This window comes from Rhodococcus sp. YH3-3 (genome assembly GCF_001653035.1).
Lineage (GTDB): Bacteria > Actinomycetota > Actinomycetes > Mycobacteriales > Mycobacteriaceae > Rhodococcus_F > Rhodococcus_F qingshengii.
On the sequence record NZ_BCWH01000001.1, the window covers coordinates 843,793 to 860,478 of the forward strand.

General features: G+C 63.5%; 15 protein-coding genes. 9 read left to right on the top strand and 6 right to left on the bottom strand.

What is annotated here, in order from left to right:
- Positions 1-2: 2 nt before the first annotated feature.
- The 4 genes from YH3_RS04005 (at position 3) to YH3_RS04020 (ending at position 5,795) form a co-directional block, all read left to right on the top strand.
- Positions 3-2,213: an acyl-CoA dehydrogenase gene (locus tag YH3_RS04005; RefSeq protein ID WP_058038229.1), complete on the top strand. Its 2,211-nt coding sequence runs from the start codon at positions 3-5 to the stop codon at positions 2,211-2,213.
- Between the two features lie 17 nt (positions 2,214-2,230).
- Positions 2,231-3,436 (top strand): acyl-CoA dehydrogenase family protein, encoded by a 1,206-nt coding sequence (locus YH3_RS04010; RefSeq protein WP_064443017.1) that lies wholly within the window; start codon positions 2,231-2,233, stop codon positions 3,434-3,436.
- 1 nt (position 3,437) lies between these two features.
- Positions 3,438-4,565: an acyl-CoA dehydrogenase family protein gene (locus tag YH3_RS04015; protein ID WP_064443018.1), complete on the top strand. Its 1,128-nt coding sequence runs from the start codon at positions 3,438-3,440 to the stop codon at positions 4,563-4,565.
- Positions 4,566-4,631: 66 nt separating this feature from the next.
- On the top strand, positions 4,632-5,795 hold the full coding sequence (locus tag YH3_RS04020) for a low temperature requirement protein A (RefSeq protein WP_064443019.1): 1,164 nt from the start codon (positions 4,632-4,634) through the stop codon (positions 5,793-5,795).
- A 6-nt stretch (positions 5,796-5,801) separates the two neighbouring features.
- Here YH3_RS04020 and YH3_RS04025 read toward each other — a convergent pair whose 3' ends face one another.
- From YH3_RS04025 to YH3_RS04035, 3 genes are read right to left on the bottom strand one after another with little or no spacing between them, the layout of a single operon-like run.
- Positions 5,802-6,515: a type 1 glutamine amidotransferase gene (locus YH3_RS04025; protein ID WP_007731510.1), complete on the bottom strand. Its 714-nt coding sequence runs from the start codon at positions 6,513-6,515 to the stop codon at positions 5,802-5,804.
- Positions 6,508-7,761: a MurT ligase domain-containing protein gene (locus YH3_RS04030; RefSeq protein ID WP_003943457.1), complete on the bottom strand. Its 1,254-nt coding sequence runs from the start codon at positions 7,759-7,761 to the stop codon at positions 6,508-6,510. The genes YH3_RS04025 and YH3_RS04030 overlap by 8 nt, the downstream gene beginning before the upstream one ends.
- A 25-nt stretch (positions 7,762-7,786) precedes the next feature.
- On the bottom strand, positions 7,787-8,728 hold the full coding sequence (locus YH3_RS04035; protein ID WP_003943484.1) for an EamA family transporter: 942 nt from the start codon (positions 8,726-8,728) through the stop codon (positions 7,787-7,789).
- Between the two features lie 89 nt (positions 8,729-8,817).
- On the opposite strand from YH3_RS04035, the gene YH3_RS04040 reads away from it, so the two are divergent.
- Positions 8,818-9,711: a LysR family transcriptional regulator gene (locus YH3_RS04040; RefSeq protein WP_064443020.1), complete on the top strand. Its 894-nt coding sequence runs from the start codon at positions 8,818-8,820 to the stop codon at positions 9,709-9,711.
- Between the two features lie 162 nt (positions 9,712-9,873).
- On the opposite strand, the gene YH3_RS04045 is transcribed toward YH3_RS04040, so the two are convergent.
- Together YH3_RS04045 and leuA are read right to left on the bottom strand one after the other, a co-directional pair.
- Complete coding sequence (locus YH3_RS04045) at positions 9,874-10,251, bottom strand: SHOCT domain-containing protein (protein WP_003943489.1); 378 nt, start codon at positions 10,249-10,251, stop codon at positions 9,874-9,876.
- Positions 10,252-10,491: 240 nt separating this feature from the next.
- Positions 10,492-12,300, bottom strand: coding sequence for a 2-isopropylmalate synthase (gene leuA, locus YH3_RS04050; protein WP_003943488.1), 1,809 nt, complete (start codon positions 12,298-12,300; stop codon positions 10,492-10,494).
- A gap of 270 nt (positions 12,301-12,570) precedes the next feature.
- Between leuA and YH3_RS04055 the strand changes: the two genes are divergently transcribed.
- From YH3_RS04055 to YH3_RS04070, 4 genes are read left to right on the top strand one after another with little or no spacing between them, the layout of a single operon-like run.
- Positions 12,571-12,936, top strand: a complete 366-nt coding sequence (locus YH3_RS04055) for a hypothetical protein (protein WP_003943492.1) — start codon at positions 12,571-12,573, stop codon at positions 12,934-12,936.
- Positions 12,936-13,889, top strand: a complete 954-nt coding sequence (locus tag YH3_RS04060) for a hypothetical protein (RefSeq protein WP_007731502.1) — start codon at positions 12,936-12,938, stop codon at positions 13,887-13,889. Before YH3_RS04055 ends, YH3_RS04060 begins: the two co-directional genes overlap by 1 nt.
- Positions 13,890-13,938: 49 nt before the next feature.
- Positions 13,939-15,204 (top strand): aspartate kinase, encoded by a 1,266-nt coding sequence (locus tag YH3_RS04065; RefSeq protein ID WP_003943494.1) that lies wholly within the window; start codon positions 13,939-13,941, stop codon positions 15,202-15,204.
- Positions 15,205-15,210: 6 nt separating this feature from the next.
- Positions 15,211-16,245 carry an aspartate-semialdehyde dehydrogenase gene (locus tag YH3_RS04070; protein WP_003943474.1) on the top strand — a complete coding sequence of 345 codons (1,035 nt, stop codon included), beginning with the start codon at positions 15,211-15,213 and terminating at the stop codon, positions 16,243-16,245.
- A 62-nt stretch (positions 16,246-16,307) separates the two neighbouring features.
- Here the strand turns inward: YH3_RS04070 and YH3_RS04075 are convergent, their stop codons facing one another.
- Positions 16,308-16,649 carry an Imm51 family immunity protein gene (locus YH3_RS04075; RefSeq protein WP_003943507.1) on the bottom strand — a complete coding sequence of 114 codons (342 nt, stop codon included), beginning with the start codon at positions 16,647-16,649 and terminating at the stop codon, positions 16,308-16,310.
- Positions 16,650-16,686 lie beyond the last annotated feature (37 nt).

Sequence of the window (16,686 nt, forward strand, 5' to 3'; positions counted from 1 at the left end):
CCATGGCACTGCCCCTGCTCGAAGATCACCGTGACCTGGCGGAAGCGGTAGCCGCATTCGCGAACCGCTTCGGTGGAATCGCCGACACGCGGAGCAACGTCAAGCGGTACGCCGCCGGTGATCGGCCGGACTCGTGGGATGGATTGGTCCGTCAGGGACTGCACGCAGTGCACCTGCCGGAGCAGTACGGCGGTGACGGGGCAGGGCTTGCCGAACTGGCGGTGGTAGTCGAGCAATTGGGTGATGCGCTTTACCCGGGACCGTACGTTCCGACGGTCATCGCCAGTGGGATCCTCGCGAAAGCTGCCGGCCCGGCTGCGGAATCAATGCTGATCGAATTGGCCACCGGCGCAACCGGAGCAGTCTGCACCGGCGTGGGATTGCGCGCGGCTCGCAGCGATGCAGGGTGGACCGTGAGCGGTTCTGCCGACCCGGCTCTAGGTCTACCCGGAGCCGATGTCGTTCTCGTGCAAGCGAACAGCGAAGACGGCGAGTTGTGGTTCCGGCTCGAGCAGTCGTCTTCCGCTGCGGTGGAGGTCGAAGACGGAGTGGATCTGACACGCTCGATCGGGACGCTGACGTTGACCGATCACAAGGTCGACGCTGGGCTGATCGTCGAGGGTCTCCAGGCGCACCGAGTCGAACTGATCGTCAACACGGTGTTGGCTGCGGAGGCGAGCGGTATCGCCGGGTGGGCGCTACGCACCGCGGTCGACTACGTGAAGTCCCGGCAGCAGTTCGGCCGTCCGGTCGGAAGCTTCCAGGCAGTTCAGCACAAGGCGGCCATGATGCTGGTCCGCTCCGAGATTGCCTGTGCCGCAGCGTGGGACGCAGCTCGGTCCGAAGAGCACGGCGAGGATCAGCAGAGACTTGTCTCGGCTCAAGCTGCGTTGGCCGCTTTGCCCGTCGGCATCGAGAACGCCCTCGAATGTGTCACGTTGCTCGGCGGAATCGGATTCACTTGGGAGCATGACGCGCATCTGTACTGGCGCCGGGCAATCAGTATCGCTGCGGTGGCGGGTTCCGAGGTGAAGTGGGCACACACGTTGGGAGACCGGTCCGCCGATTCGGAACGGGATTTCTCCTTTGTAGACCCGGACATGCTGCCTGAACTACGAGAGCAGGTTCGCAGGGTTCTGGACGAGGTTGCGCTGCTGCCCGACGACGGAACCACCAGCGCCAGTTGGGCGCCGGCCAAGGGGAGCGCTCGACGCGCCCGATTTGCCGACGCCAAACTGGTAGCCCCGCACTATCGGGCGCCGTACGGGCTGGGAGCAGGACCGAGAGAACAGGCCGTCATCGCACACGAATTCGCGATGCGAGGTTGGGCTCAACCGTCCACGGTGATCGGGGAATGGGTGCTGCCCACGATTCTCGAACACGGCAACGCCGAGCAGCAGGACAGGTTCGTCGAGCCTTCGCTGCGCGCCGACATCATCTGGTGCCAGCTGTTCAGTGAGCCGGGCGCGGGATCAGACCTGGCCGGTCTGAGCACGAAAGCGCGCAAGGTCGACGGTGGCTGGGTCCTGTCGGGTCAGAAAGTGTGGAACTCGGGCGCGCACGAGGCCGATTGGGGAGTATGCCTGGCGCGTTCCGACGCCGACGCTCCGAAACATCGTGGGCTGTCGTACTTCCTGGTCGACATGACCTCGAAAGGTATCGACGTACGTCCGCTGAAACAAGCCACCGGTAAGTCGGAGTTCAACGAGGTATTCCTCGACGACGTCTTCGTCCCGGACGACTGCCTGGTGGCGGAGCCGGGGCAAGGGTGGAAGCTTGCTGCGACAACGCTGTCCAACGAACGCCTGAGTATGGGCAGCACGCTGCACCACGGTTCGAGTCGGCTGTTCCGTCAGGTTATCGCCGACGCGAGCCACGACTGCCCTCGCGAAGACGCAGTGGAGGGCCTCGGCCGCAGTATCTCTCGTGAGTTGGCACTGTCCGCGATGAATCTACGCGGGGTGTCGGCGCGACTGGCGGGTCAGGAACCGGGCGCCGAGATCAGCGTGTCGAAGGTGTACAACGCCCTGGCGCAGCGTGAGGGCTCGCGGGATCTGTTGCGACTGCTCGGACCTCGTGCCGCCGTTGTCGACCCGTCGGCGAATTACGCGATAGACCACATCGGACTTCCCTCGATTCTGTTCGGCGGCGGAACCGTCGAAATTCAACTCAACGTCATCGCGCAGCGCGTACTCGGCCTGCCGCGTTCGTAGATCTTAGGAGTTTCACCATGTACTTGGATTTGTCGGAGGAGTCGAAGACTCTGCGCAAGGAATTGCGGGCGTACTTCGCGGAGATCATCAACGACGAAGACCGCCGTGCTCTCGTGGATCAGACCGAAGGCGGCCCCGTCTTCGATCGCATTCTGCGCCGAATGGGTAAAGACGGTTGGCTGGGCTTGGGGTGGCCGGAGGAATTCGGCGGTCGGGGCGAGAACCCCGAAGCTCTGTACGTGTTCTACGACGAGGTGATTCGCGCCAATGCGCCGCTGTCGCTGGTCACGCTGAACACCGTCGGACCCGCTCTGATCAAGCACGGGACGCAAGCTCAGAAGGACTTCTTCCTGCGTCCGATCCTGGCGGGCGAGTTGATCTTTGCCATCGGCTACACCGAACCCAATGCGGGCACCGATCTCGCGGCCCTCGAAACACGCGCCCGCATCGAGGGTGACGAGCTTGTCATCAACGGCAACAAGATCTTCACCAGCGCCGGTGTGTTTGCCGACTGGGTCTGGCTTGCCGTTCGCACCGATCCCGACGCGCCTACGCATCAGGGCATTTCCGTGGTCCTGGTGCCGACCAATTCGCCGGGGTTCTCGGTCACCGAAATTCACACCGTGGGCGGAATCAGCACTTCGGCAACCTATTACGAAGATGTTCGGGTGCCGATCACCAATGTCGTCGGTGAGCTCAATCAAGGGTGGAAGCTCATCACCAACCAGCTCAACCACGAACGTGTTGCCCTGGCGGCACGCGGTGGTATAGCCAACGAGCTCTTTGCCGAGGTGGTCGAATGGGCAAAGATCGAACCCGCCGGTGACGGCCACGTCTACGACATCGGCTGGGTACGTGAGAAATTGGCGGAAGTCTACGCGCTGCTCAGTGCTGCCGACCTGATGAACCTACGACTGGTGGCGGACGTCGCCGCCAACACCTTGGGCGGCGGGGATTCGGCCGCGGCCAAGATCTTCGGTACCGAAGCCGTCGTCAGTGCGTACGGCATGCTGCAGGAAGTGCTGGGCGCCAAGGGCTTACTGCGCCCCGGCACACCCGGAGCGGTACTGGAAGGGCGGGTCGAGAACCTGGGTCGACGCGCACAGAACAACACCTTCGGCGGTGGAACCAACGAAGTGATGCGTGAAATTGTCGCCGCAAAATGTCTGGGCATGGCGCTTGCTGCGCGTCGCCGGCCCGCTGCACAGAACGAAAAGAGCTGACATGGAATTCGAATTCGACGACAACTTGTCCGCCGTGCGGGATCTGAGTGAATCGATCTTCTCGGCGAAGTCCGGAGTGGACCGACTGCGGGAAGTGGAGGGCGCCGGCGGTTTCGACGCCGAACTGTGGAAGCTCCTCGCCGATTCCGACGTTCTGGGAATTCCTCTGCCAGAGGAGGTCGGGGGAGCGGGACTCGGAATGCTAGGCCTGGCAGCGGTGCTCGAACAACAGGGCCGCCGGGTCGCCCAGGTGCCGCTCTGGTCGGTGATTTCGACGGCAGCGCTGCCGATTGCCGAGTTCGGCAGTAAGGAGCAGAAAGCGTCGTGGCTTCCGGGACTGCTCGACGGCTCGGTGATCGTCACCGGCGCCTTCGACACCGGCTACAACGCCGAGACGGCAGTTCGCGCCGAGCCGGCTCCTGACGGCTGGGTTCTGTCGGGCCACGTCGACTCCGTACCGGCCGCCGAGTTCGCTGCCGCACTGGTGGTTCCGGTGACGATGCCGGACGGCAGTGTCACCGTGATGATCGTGCCGACGGACCGGGACGCGCTGGTGCGTACACCGCTTGCGGTGACGAACCGCGAGAGCAACAGCGCTGTGCAGTTCGACGGGGTTGCGGTTACTGCAGCTGACGCACTTCCCGCGGACGGCGCGGTGGTTCGAGACTGGACGTTACGACGTGCGCGGGTCGCTCTGGCGGCCCTGGCTACCGGCGTCTGCGAGGAAGCGCTGGCGATGACGGCGAAATACACCTCCGAGCGAGTGCAATTCGGACGTCCACTCTCGACCAACCAGGCAGTTGCCGTCCGGGCCGCCGACGCGTACCTCGACACCGAGAGCACAAGATTGACCACCCACCGCGCTGCCTGGCTGATGGACAGCGGAGTCGAGAGTGAAGCGGAAGCGGCTGCGCTGGTCGCCAAATGGTGGGCGTCGCGCGGCGGTTTGCGCGTGGTGCACGCGACCCAGCACATGCACGGCGGAATCGGCGCGGATGTCGACTATCCGATTCACCGCTATTTCCTGTGGGGACGGCAGATCGCCTTCACTTTGGGGAGCGCGGGGGCGATAGGCGCCGAACTCGCCGATCAGTTGGAGATCCGAGCCCAGATCGGGGCGTCGGCGTGAATATCTGAGACGACAGGTTCCAGTCACGGGCAGCGCGTCGGCAATCATCGCGCTACTCTGCCCTTCGTGAATCGCACTAGTTCGTTCATCAGGCCGTTGGTTCCGCGGGACCCGCACGAGCCGCACCGGGTGGCGACGCCGCTCGAACTGCTCACCGACCTCTGCTTCGTCGTGGCGGTCGCTCAAGCGGCCACCGGCCTGCACCACGCGATCAGCGAAGGGCACGCGGCTTCGGGCGTCGGGCACTTCGCGATGGCGTTTTTCGCGATCTGGTGGACGTGGCTGAATTTCACGTGGTTCACCTCGGCGTACGACAACGACGACGGAATCGCCCGGCTGCTGACCATCTTCCAGATCCTCGGATCGCTGGTCCTTGCAGCCGGCATCGTCCGCTTCTTCAACGACGACGCCCTGCTGATCATCGTCGGCTACGTCATCATGCGAATAGCACTGGTCATCCAATGGCTCAGGGTCTCGCGGAACGACCCCGAACATGCGCTCACGGCGCGTCGATACGCTCTCGGAATCGTGTTGGTCCAGATCGGTTGGATCGGTTTCTACTTCGTGCCGTCCGCCGTTTACGTCCCGACGTTCCTGGTGTTGGTTCTGTGCGAATTCGCGGTACCGATCTGGTCGGAGAAGCCGGGCATGACGCCGTGGCACCCGCATCACATCGCGGAGCGGTACTCGTTGTTCTTCATCATCGTTCTGGGCGAGACGATCCTTTCGACCACCATCGCGATTCAGGACGCCGTGGACGGTGAGCATCCGGCAGCGCAGGTCACCTACGTCGTGATCGGCGGCATTCTGATTGTCTTCAGCCTGTGGTGGTTGTACTTCCAACGCAATGCAGGCGAAGTGATCGGCGGTCACAACGTCTCACCCTTCGTCTGGGGGTTCGGTCACTACTTCATCTTCGCCGCCGCTGCCGCCATCGGTGCGGGGTTGGCCTCGCGCGTCGACTTCTGGACTCATCACGGTGACGGCAGCGCGTTGGTGACGGGTGCTGCCGTCACCGTTCCGGTCGCGGTCATCCTTGCCGCCTTGTGGTTCATCCACATTCGACTACACGACTCCTCGGTACGCACCCTCGTGCCGTTCTCGGTCGCGATAGTCGTCGTGCTCGGTGGTACCTACACCGCGGTGCCCGAACTGGTCGCGGGACTGGCCTGCGCCGCGCTGTTGGCCGTGGAACTGATTCTGACCGAGGGCAAATCCGAAACCGTCTGAACCGGGTCAGCGAATCGCGAGTCGCTCCTTGCGGAGCTTGTCGACCTCGGGCAGATGCAGGGGTTCAAGCTCGTTCACACCCAAGGCGCGCATGAGCAGGAGGTCCGCGAGTTCGGGGTTGCGAGCCAAAGCGGGTCCGTGCATGTACGTCCCGATCACCGAACCCTGCACGACGCCTTCGAATCCGTCGCCGACGCCGTTTCCGACACCATGGGTGACACGTGCGAATCCAGAGGCTGAGCTACCCAGAGTTGTTCCGCCGCGGTGATTCTCGAAACCTGAGAGGGGCGCGGTGAGTCCGTCGATCAGCGGCTTCGTGATGACTTCGCCGATGGAACGCTTCTCCTGCGGCGAGGTTGTGACGTCGAGCATCGAGACACCGTCGACGCGTTCGCCGCTGGAGGTTTCGTACCAGTTGCCGAGCACCTGAATGGCAGCGCAGATCGCCAGAACCGGTGCGCCACGCTCGGCGGCGCGTTGCAGACCAGGGTATTTCGCGAGGTGACGCGTGGCGAGGCGCTGAGCGGAATCCTCGGCGCCACCCAACGTGTACACGTCGAGCGAATCGGGGACCGGATCGCTGAGGGTGATGTCCACGATTTCGGCGTCGTAGCCGCGCATCCGTAGACGCTGACGCAGGATCAGGGCATTGCCGCCGTCGCCGTAGGTGCCCATGACGTCGGGGAGTACCAGACCGATGCGAACTGTCGAGTCAGACATTGCGAGACTCCTTCGCGATGGCAGTGTTGAGGTCACGGAAGGCCGTGTAGTTCGCCAGTACCTCCACACGTCCGGGAGGGCAGGAAGCGATGGCGCGCAACGGGTCCGGGTCGAGAGTGTGCTCGACGCCCGCGTACGTGAGGCGAACTGCCAGATCTGTTCCGCGTTCACCGGCGGCCACTACCTTGACACCTTCGAAGTGCTCGAACTTCACGTCCCACAGCCAGGAGAGGTCCTCGCCGTCCGGCACCTGACCGTTCACCGCGATGACCAGACCGTCCACCGTGGGATCGATCATCGACAACGCTTCCTGCCAGCCGGCGGGATTCTTCGCGAGCAGCATGTGAACGGAGTGCGGTCCGACCTCGACGGTGCTGTATCGACCTGCGACTTCTTGAACCGTCGATGCGGCGGCAACTGCCCCGACCGGATCTGCACCCAAAGCCGCTGCAGCCGCTACGGCCTGAGCTGCGTTGCCGCGGTTGGCTTTTCCGGGGAGGGTCAACGTCATCGGAATCTTCAGGCCGTCGGGGCCGTAGAGATTGTCGTCGTCGAGCCACCAGGTCGGCTCGGGCCGCGCGAAGTCGGAACCGGTACTGCGCCAGTGCTTTCCCTCCCACACGATGGGTTCGCCGGTGCGCGGGCAGCTGACGGAATCGCCGGCCCAACCGCCGCCGGCAGCAACCCACACGACGTTGGTGGCGTCGTATGCCACGGAGGTGACCAGTACGTCGTCGCAGTTGGCGACGATCACCGCATTCGGATGCGCGTTGACGCACGCGCGCAGTTTCCGTTCGATCATGTTGATCTCGCCGACCCGGTCGAGCTGATCGCGGCTGAGATTCAGCAGCACGATCACTTCCGGGTTCACGGCGTCGGCTACGTGGGGGACGTGCAGTTCGTCGACCTCGAGTGCCGCCAGCGTCGCATCGGTACGCGCGGCCAGGGCGGCCACGATCCCGGCATCCATGTTGGCGCCGTCGGCCTGCGTGGCGACGTCACCGAGTGTCGCGAGCGCTGCGGCGGTCATACGCGTGGTCGTCGACTTGCCGTTGGTGCCGGTGACCACGACGGTGCGCTTGCCGCGTCCGAGCTGAGTCATGAGCGTCGGGTCGATCTTGAGGGCGATCAGCCCGCCGATCATCGAACCCTTGCCGCGACCGGCCTTCTGCGATGCCCAAGATGCTGCTGCGGCAGCTCGCATGGCGAGCTTTCCGCGCGCTGTGATCGATAGTCCAGTTCCCACGGCCCGAGTTTGGCACAGGGCGTCGTCAGACGCCGAGTCGCGCCGGTGGTGAGGCTGCAGGTGTGTCCGAGAAAACAGTGTTCGCGGGCTTACGTCTCATCTGTGCGGCGCTCGCTCCGGCGATCACGATGACCGCCCCGACCAGTGACAACGGGCTCGGATCCTCGTGCAGGAACAGCCAGGACGCGCCGATTCCCACGACTGGCACCAGCAAGGAGAGCGGCGCCACCATGCCGGCGGGATAGCGGCCCATGAGCATCGTCCAGAGCCCGGATCCGGCGATGGTGCCGAGCAGAATGATGTAGGCCAGCCCGACCAGCGACGGCCAGGCGTCGGCGCTGAATGCGGTGCCGAGTGCGTGCCAGCCGACTGTGGGGCCTTCGACCACGGCTGACAGAGCGAGCATCGGTAACGGCGGGATGACACACATCCACAACATCAAGCGCATCGGTGCAGGCTCGCCGACGGTGTTTGCCGCAGCCAAGCGGCTGCCGAGATTGCCGAACGCCCAGGACAGGCCGCCGAGGAGTGTGAGGACGACGGGCAGCAGTGCCGCGTGGTGCGAGCGGTCCCAGCCGATCAAGGACATCCCGCCAACGGCGACGGCGATACCGGAGACCTGCCAGACGCTGAGCTTCTCGCGGAGCAGGAAAGCGCCGAGTAGGACGGTGAACGGTGCTGACGACTGCAGGACAAGTGATGCAAGGCCCGTCGGCATCCCCGAATGCATCGCCCAGAAGAGGAAGACGAACTGGCCGAATCCGAAACCGAATCCGTAGAGCAGCAGCCAGCGGAGCGGCACCTGTGGACGCGGCACGAAGATGACCACCGGAATCGCGATGATCAGAAACCGCAGCGCTGCGAAGAAGAATGGCGGGAAATGATCCAGGCCGACGCGAATGGCCAGGAAGTTCAGACCCCACAAGACGATCACGGTCAGGCCGAGGAGACGGTCGCGGGGAGTCATGCGTTAATCGTGAGCCGTACGAAGCATCAGAACAAGCGAATATAGATGCACTATCCATGTAGTTTTGCTACATGGATATTCGTCACCGTATGGATGCCACGCGCCTGCGAATCCTCCGCGAGCTCGCCGACCGAGGAACCGTCGGCGCTACTGCTCTCGCCCTCTCGATGACGCCGTCCGCCGTCTCGCAACAACTCAAGATCCTCGGACGAGAAGCGGGGGTCTCGCTCCTCGAACCGGACGGGCGCACGCTGCGCCTCACCGACGCGGGTCGAGCGCTGGTGCTTCGCGCCGACGACGTGGTGGCGGCGCTAGACCGGGCGGCGGACGAGATGGCGTCGTACCGAGGCTCGCCGCGGGGAAAGGTGCGAGTCGCGTTCTTTCCCTCCGGCGCGGCGCTCCTGCTGCCCGGTGTCCTGACGGCGCTGAAGAACTCGGACGTGGACATCGACGCCTACGACGTCGACAAACCGGCGTCCGCTGTCCCTGGACTGTTGGCCGATCACGATGTGATCCTCACCCACCGTGACGAACGCGGAGCCGAGACGTCGTTTCCCCGGGTCAGCGTGCAACCGCTGATGCGTGAACCGATCGATCTGGTGCTGCGGCCTGATCATCCACTCGCCGAGCAGGATTCGGTCCGGCTGGAACAATTGGCCGACGAGAACTGGATAAGCGTGCGCGGCGGGTTTCCGGTCGACGACGTTCTGCTGTCGGTTGCGTCGGTAACCGGCGTCCAGCCTCGCGTCGCTCATCGGATCAACGATTTCCGCGTCATCGAAGAACTGGTGGCGGCGGGCCACGGCGTGGCTTTGATGCCGCGATACGCGATCACGCATCCCGGAGTGTCGAGGAAACCGGTGGCGGGAGTGCGCGCTGCACGAGTTTATGAATTGGCAACTCGGTTACACGCCAACCGCAGTCCGGCTATCGGAGTCGTGCTCGACGCCTTTCGTAACGTCGCGCGTGCTGTCGGTGAATGAAGGCCGTCGGTGAATGAAGGGCCGTTGGTGAATGAACGGCTGTCGGTGAATGAGCAGCTGTTGGTGAATGAACACAAAACGGGAGCGACACGATTAGTGTCGCTCCCGTTTCGGTAGTGCAATCCTCACGGATTAGTGAGGGTCGCTTAGTGAGGGCCGGTATCAGGCGAGAGCCTTGGCCTTCAGTGCTGCGAATTCTTCTTCACTGATGGTGCCGGCGTCGAGAAGTGCCTTTGCATCTGCGATGGATTCGGCCGGGGACTTTCCGGCAACCTCACGAATGTAGCTGTCCTGCGCGTTCTTGACCTGCTGCGCAGCCTCGAGGGACCGCTGTGCCATTCCGTCACTGCGAACGATCAGGTAGACGAGCGAGGTGAGCAGCGGAATGAAGAACAGGAAGACGATCCAGATTGCCTTCACCCAGCCGGAGGTCTTGTGATCGCGGAACAGGTCGGTGATGATCGAGAAGAGCAGGATCAAGTACGCGATGAACGCGAAGCTGATGATGATCAGCCAGAGGAAGTCCCAAAAGGAATCCATTGTCGAGCTCCATTTCACAAGTCGGATTTGTCTGAGCTGACTATCTCACGCGCACGGGGCGTCTGCATCATCCTCGATGGGTGAATTCTTTTTGTTAACTTCGCTAACCGACTCTTTCGGGACCAATGTCATGCCGAATCGAAAACATCGACCGAAAATCTTCAGTGCTCTGAAAACGACCCTGGCCCCACCCGAAAATCGGGTGAGACCAGGGATTGTTCACGAGTCGGGAGCTGAGTGTCAGCTGGCGCGGTTCACTGCCGAGACCACAGCGCGCAGCGAGGCCGTCGTGATCGACGTGGCGATACCCACACCCCAGACGACGGTGCTCTGACCCTCCGGGCCCGTCACGGCGCACTCGACGTAGGCCGCGGCCTGGGCGTCGTCACCGGCGGACATCGCGTGCTCGGAGTAGTCGAGGACACGAACGTCGAAGTTGATGCTTCCCAGCGCGTCGACGAAGGCAGCGAGTGGGCCGTTGCCGGTACCCGAGATCTCCTGCTCCTTGCCGTTCACCTTGACGATCGCGGTGATCGCATCGGTGCCGCCGTCCTCCTCGGACGCGGTGACCTTCTGCTTCATGCGCTCGAGCGGGGTGATGGGAGCGAGGTACTCCTCGTGGAAGACGTCCCACATTTCCTTCGGCGAGACCTCGCCACCCTCGCCGTCGGTGATCTTCTGGACCGACTGCGAGAACTCGACCTGCAGACGACGCGGCAGCACCAGACCGTGATCGGCCTTCATGATGTATGCGACGCCGCCCTTGCCGGACTGCGAGTTCACACGGATGACGGCCTCGTAGCTGCGGCCGACGTCCTTCGGGTCGATCGGCAGGTAGGGGACCTGCCAGAGAATGTCGTCGACGTCGGAGTTCTGGCTGTCGGCGTCGACCTTCATGGCGTCGAGGCCCTTGTTGATCGCGTCCTGGTGGCTGCCGGAGAACGCGGTGTAGACCAGGTCGCCGCCGTACGGATGACGCTCGTGGACGGGCAGCTGGTTGCAGTACTCGACCGTGCGACGGATCTCGTCGATGTTCGAGAAATCGATCTGCGGGTCGACGCCGCGCGTGAACATGTTCAGAGCGAGAGTGACCAGGCAGACGTTGCCGGTGCGCTCACCGTTGCCGAACAGGCAGCCTTCGATGCGGTCCGCGCCGGCCTGGTAGCCCAGCTCGGCTGCAGCGACACCCGTGCCGCGGTCGTTGTGGGGGTGCAGCGACAGGATGACCGAATCGCGGCGGGCCAGGTTGCGGTGCATCCACTCGATGGAGTCGGCATACACGTTGGGTGTAGCCATCTCGACGGTGGCGGGCAGGTTCAGGATGACCGGGTTGGCCGGCGTCGCACCCAGGGTTTCGGTGACGGCGTCACATACTTCCTTGGCGTACTCGAGCTCGGTGCCGGTGTAGGACTCGGGCGAGTATTCCCAGCGCCAGTTCGTGTCCGGGTACTTCTTCGACTCGGCGAGGACCAGTTCGGCGGCGTCGGTGGCGATCTTCTTGATCGTGTCCTTGTCGGCGCGGAACACGACGCGGCGCTGGAGAATCGAGGTGGAGTTGTAGAAGTGCACGATCGCGTTCTCGGCACCTTCACAGGCCTCGAACGTGCGCTTGATCAGCTCGGGACGCGACTGCGTCAGCACCTGGATGGTGACGTCGGACGGGATGGCGCCGTCCTCGATGATCTCGCGAACGAAATCGAAGTCCGTCTGGCTCGCGGACGGGAAGCCGACCTCGATCTCCTTGTAGCCCATACGAACCAGGAGATCGAACATACGACGCTTGCGCGCCGGGCTCATCGGATCGATCAGCGCCTGGTTGCCGTCGCGCAGGTCAACGGCACACCACTGGGGTGCTCGGTCGATGATCTTGTCCGGCCAGGTGCGGTCGGGCAGCGTGACCGTCTCGACCTCTTCGGCGAACGGGCGGTAGCGGAACGTCGGCATCGACGAGTTCTTCTGCGTGTTCCACGCAGGCTGGTCGGACGGTGCCGGCTTCGTGGGCGGGGTGATGGTGCGAGTGCCGGTGGTGAATGCGTCAGCGGGGGACATGGGTGTGATCTCCAGGATTGTGGACCCGGCCTGTTGACCTGTTGGTCAAGACCATGAGTCCGGAAGGCTTGGTCGACCGGCGCACAAAAACCCCGCGGCGGGAGGCCAGTCTGGATCAGACCCCGTCGCGGCAACCAAGAAGGAGTGCGCGCTGCATGCACAGCACTCTACTCCTGGATTTCGCGAGAAATCGGTGGGGTTCGCCCTCATGTCCAATTTGTCGCCGAATTGTGCTGCCGTTTCGGCCCCGAAAATGGTGGACTGTCGTCCATGGATCCCCGAATCGCCGTGGCGAGCACGTACCTCGACGCGCTCCGCAGTCACGATGGCAGTTCCGTACCGCTGGCTCCGGACGCGGTACGCCACGAGGTCGGGCTCAAGACCGGATTTTCGGGGAATCATTTGCGGCGCAGCCTTTCCGGAGGTCCTCAGTATCGCGTGATCCGCGACATTCGTGAGGTGGAGTGGACGGTCGACGGGGACGACCTGACGGCTGACTACCTCCTCGACGCCGGGTTGTTCGGGCGGAACCTGATGACCGTTCGGGTTACCGAGACCTTCCGGATACCCGCTGACGATCACCGCATTCACCACATCACCGCGAAGATTCGACCGGCGCGCGCCAAGCACACGTGATGCGCTCGATCCGCTGGATCGTCTGTTCACTGCTGATCGTTCTCGCTGGTCTCGGTGCTGCCGGCTCGGTGCTCGCGCTGTTCGTCCACACCCAGGTGAACGACACCGACAGTTACGTCGAGACGGTTGCCCCGTTGGCTTCCGAACCTGCTGTCCAAGCGGCTGTCGTTGATCGGCTGACCGAGGAACTGACGCAGCGGTTGGACCGGTTTCCGCAGGTGGTGACGAGACAAGCCGAGAAACTTGTTCGGGAGGCGGCTCAGTCGTTGGTCTCCAGCGACCAGTTCGCGACGCTCTGGACCGCGGCCAACCGTCAGGCGCACGCGCAACTTGCTGCGATGGTGACCGGCAGAGCCACCGACGGCATCGTTCGGTCCGACGACAGCGGAACAGTCACCTTGTCCCTCGAGCCGATCATGACAGAACTGCGGACGAACCTCCGCGATCGCGGATTCACCGTCGTCGATCGTCTTCCGACGTTCGATCCGCAGTTCGAGATCCTGCAGTCCGACGAGCTGGTGCGGGCCCAGGACCTCTCGAACACTCTCGACCGGGCAGCGGCCTGGCTGCCGTGGGTGTCGCTGGCCTGTGCGATCGCGGCCGTCGCAGTTGCGCCGAGGCGAATGCGCGCACTGTCCCTGGTCGGGCTGGCGACGGCGGTGGCGATGATCGCCCTGTTGGTGGCGCTGGCCGTCGTGCGGCGAGTCTATTTACAGAATTCAGACATACCGTCATCTGAGGCGGCAGTCGCGGTGTACGACGCGCTGGCAGTTTCGCTGGTCAGCAGTATCCGCGTGCTTCTCGCCTGCGGAGTTGCCGTCACGGTGGTCGGTTACGTTGCCGGTGGCTCGCGTTCTGCGACGTTGATGCGATCGCGGATCTCGCAACTGATCCCGCGCGGATCTGAGGCGAACAGCAGTACGCATCGGGAAGTCCCAGGACCACCTCGGTAAGCTCGACCTCTGGTATCTGTAAACAATTTCGACCTGGAGGTAGAAACGCGTGGCTCTCGTCGTCCAGAAGTACGGCGGATCCTCGGTGGCAACCGCCGAGCGCATCCGACGAGTCGCTGAACGGATCGTCGAGACCAAGAAGGCCGGCAATGATGTCGTCGTCGTGGTGTCAGCGATGGGCGATACCACCGATGAGCTGCTCGATCTGGCTCAGCAGGTGTGCCCTTCCCCGCCGGCCCGTGAAATGGACATGCTGCTGACCTCGGGTGAGCGCATCTCCAACTCCTTGGTAGCGATGGCAATTCACTCCCTCGGCGCCGAAGCTCGTTCGTTCTCGGGCTCACAAGCCGGAGTCATCACGACCGGCAGCCACGGAAACGCCAAGATCATCGACGTCACGCCGGGCCGTGTTCGCACTGCGCTGGACGAAGGCTCGATCGTTCTGGTCGCCGGATTCCAAGGCGTCAGCCAGGACAGCAAGGACATCACGACGCTCGGACGCGGTGGCTCGGACACCACTGCCGTGGCGTTGGCAGCTGCACTCAACGCCGACGTCTGCGAGATCTACACCGACGTCGACGGCGTTTTCTCCGCCGATCCGCGCATCGTCCCCGACGCTCACCGCCTCGAGACGGTTTCCTTCGAGGAAATGCTCGAACTCGCAGCGTGTGGTGCGAAGGTGCTCATGCTCCGGTGCGTCGAGTACGCCCGTCGTTACAACGTGCCTGTGCACGTCCGTTCGTCATACACCACCAAGCCCGGAACAATCGTGTCCGGATCGATGGAGGACATTCCTGTGGAAGAGGCCCTGATCACCGGAGTCGCGCACGATCGCGGCGAAGCCAAGATCACCGTTGTCGGATTGCCGGACACACCGGGACACGCTGCCAAGGTGTTCCGCGCAGTCTCCGATGCCGAGATCAACATCGACATGGTGCTGCAGAACATCTCCAAGGTGGAGACAAACAAGACGGACATCACCTTCACGCTTCCGACGGCCGACGGCCCCCGCGCCGTCGAGATCCTGACCAAGCGTCAGGAAGACATCGGCTTCACGCAGATCTTGTTCGACGACCACATCGGCAAGGTTTCCCTGGTCGGCGCCGGAATGCGGAGCCACCCGGGCGTCACCGCCACGTTCTGCGAGGCGCTGGCCAAGGCAGACATCAACATCGACCTCATCTCGACCTCTGAGATTCGCATCTCAGTGCTGGTCAAGGACACCGAATTGGACGACGCTGTACGTGTCATCCACGACGCTTTCGGGCTCGGTGGCGAAGAAGAAGCAGTAGTACACGCTGGAACGGGACGGTAATTTCTCATGACGACTATCGCTGTTGTCGGTGCGACCGGTCAGGTCGGCATCGTCATGCGCACTTTGCTCGAAGAGCGGAACTTCCCCGCGGACAAGGTGCGGTTCTTCGCATCTGCACGCTCCGCCGGTAAGAAGCTGCCCTTCCGCGGCGAAGAGATCATCGTCGAGGATGCGGCCGCCACATCGGATGAGGACCTGAAGGGCATCGACATCGCCCTGTTCTCAGCCGGTGCGACGCTCTCGCGCGCCCAGGCTCCGCGCTTCGCTGCTGCCGGCGCGACCGTTGTCGACAACTCTTCGGCATGGCGCAAGGATCCCGAGGTTCCCCTCGTGGTCAGCGAGGTCAACCCGCAGGACACGCAGAACCTGGTCAAGGGCATTATCGCGAACCCCAACTGCACCACCATGGCAGCGATGCCGGTGCTGAAGGTTCTGCACGACGAAGCCGGTCTGCAGCGTCTGATCGTCTCCAGCTACCAGGCCGTGTCCGGTAGCGGCATCGCCGGCGTCGAGGAACTCCTCGGCCAGGTGCGCGCCGTAGTCGGAGACGCGGAGAAGCTGGTTCACGACGGCAGTGCCGTCGACTTCCCCGCCCCGAACAACTACGTCGCCCCCATCGCGTTCAACGTCCTGCCGCTGGCAGGTTCGCTGGTCGACGACGGAAGCGGCGAGACCGACGAGGATCAGAAGCTCCGCAACGAGAGCCGCAAGATCCTCGGACTTCCCGATCTGTTGGTTTCGGGTACGTGCGTGCGCGTTCCCGTCGTGACCGGGCACTCGCTCGCGATCAACGCAGAGTTCGCCAACCCGCTCTCGGTTGCTCGCGCCAAGGAGATCCTCGCCGACGCTCCGGGCGTCGAGCTGGTCGAGGTTCCGACGCCGCTGGCCGCTGCCGGTGGCAACGCGTCGCTGGTCGGTCGTATCCGTCAGGATCCGGGTGTCCCGGAGGGACGCGGACTCGCGCTCTTCGTTTCGGGCGACAACCTGCGTAAGGGTGCCGCGCTCAACACGATTCAGATTGCCGAGCTGTTGGTCGGCTAGATCTTTCGTTCGGTACCGGCCCCGCACCTAGGTGTGGGGCCGGTGTCGTTTCGGCAGGCGCTCTAGTCGAGTTCGGAAATGGCGACCAGGCCACCGAGGTACTCGGCATCCGAATACGCTTTGGCGAGTAGCGCTCCGAGCTCACCGAGAGCTCCGTTGTCGCTGCCGTACGCAACAAACATGCCCGCTTCGGGATCGGTGCCGAAGCGGCCCTCCAGATGCGGTGCATCGCGGCCTACCACTGCGTGGGCGACCGACGCCCAGTCGTAACCGGAGCCTTCGAAACCCTCTACCTGCTCGAATATCGATGCCACCTTGCCGAAATGCTGGTCGGTGAGCATCAGTGACCAGTTGCCCGGAGACGTTTCGAAAAGCTGTAGCGGTTCGATCGATGGTGATGTCATGCGTGTATTGAAGCAGATCCGACCGACAGGTTTCAGT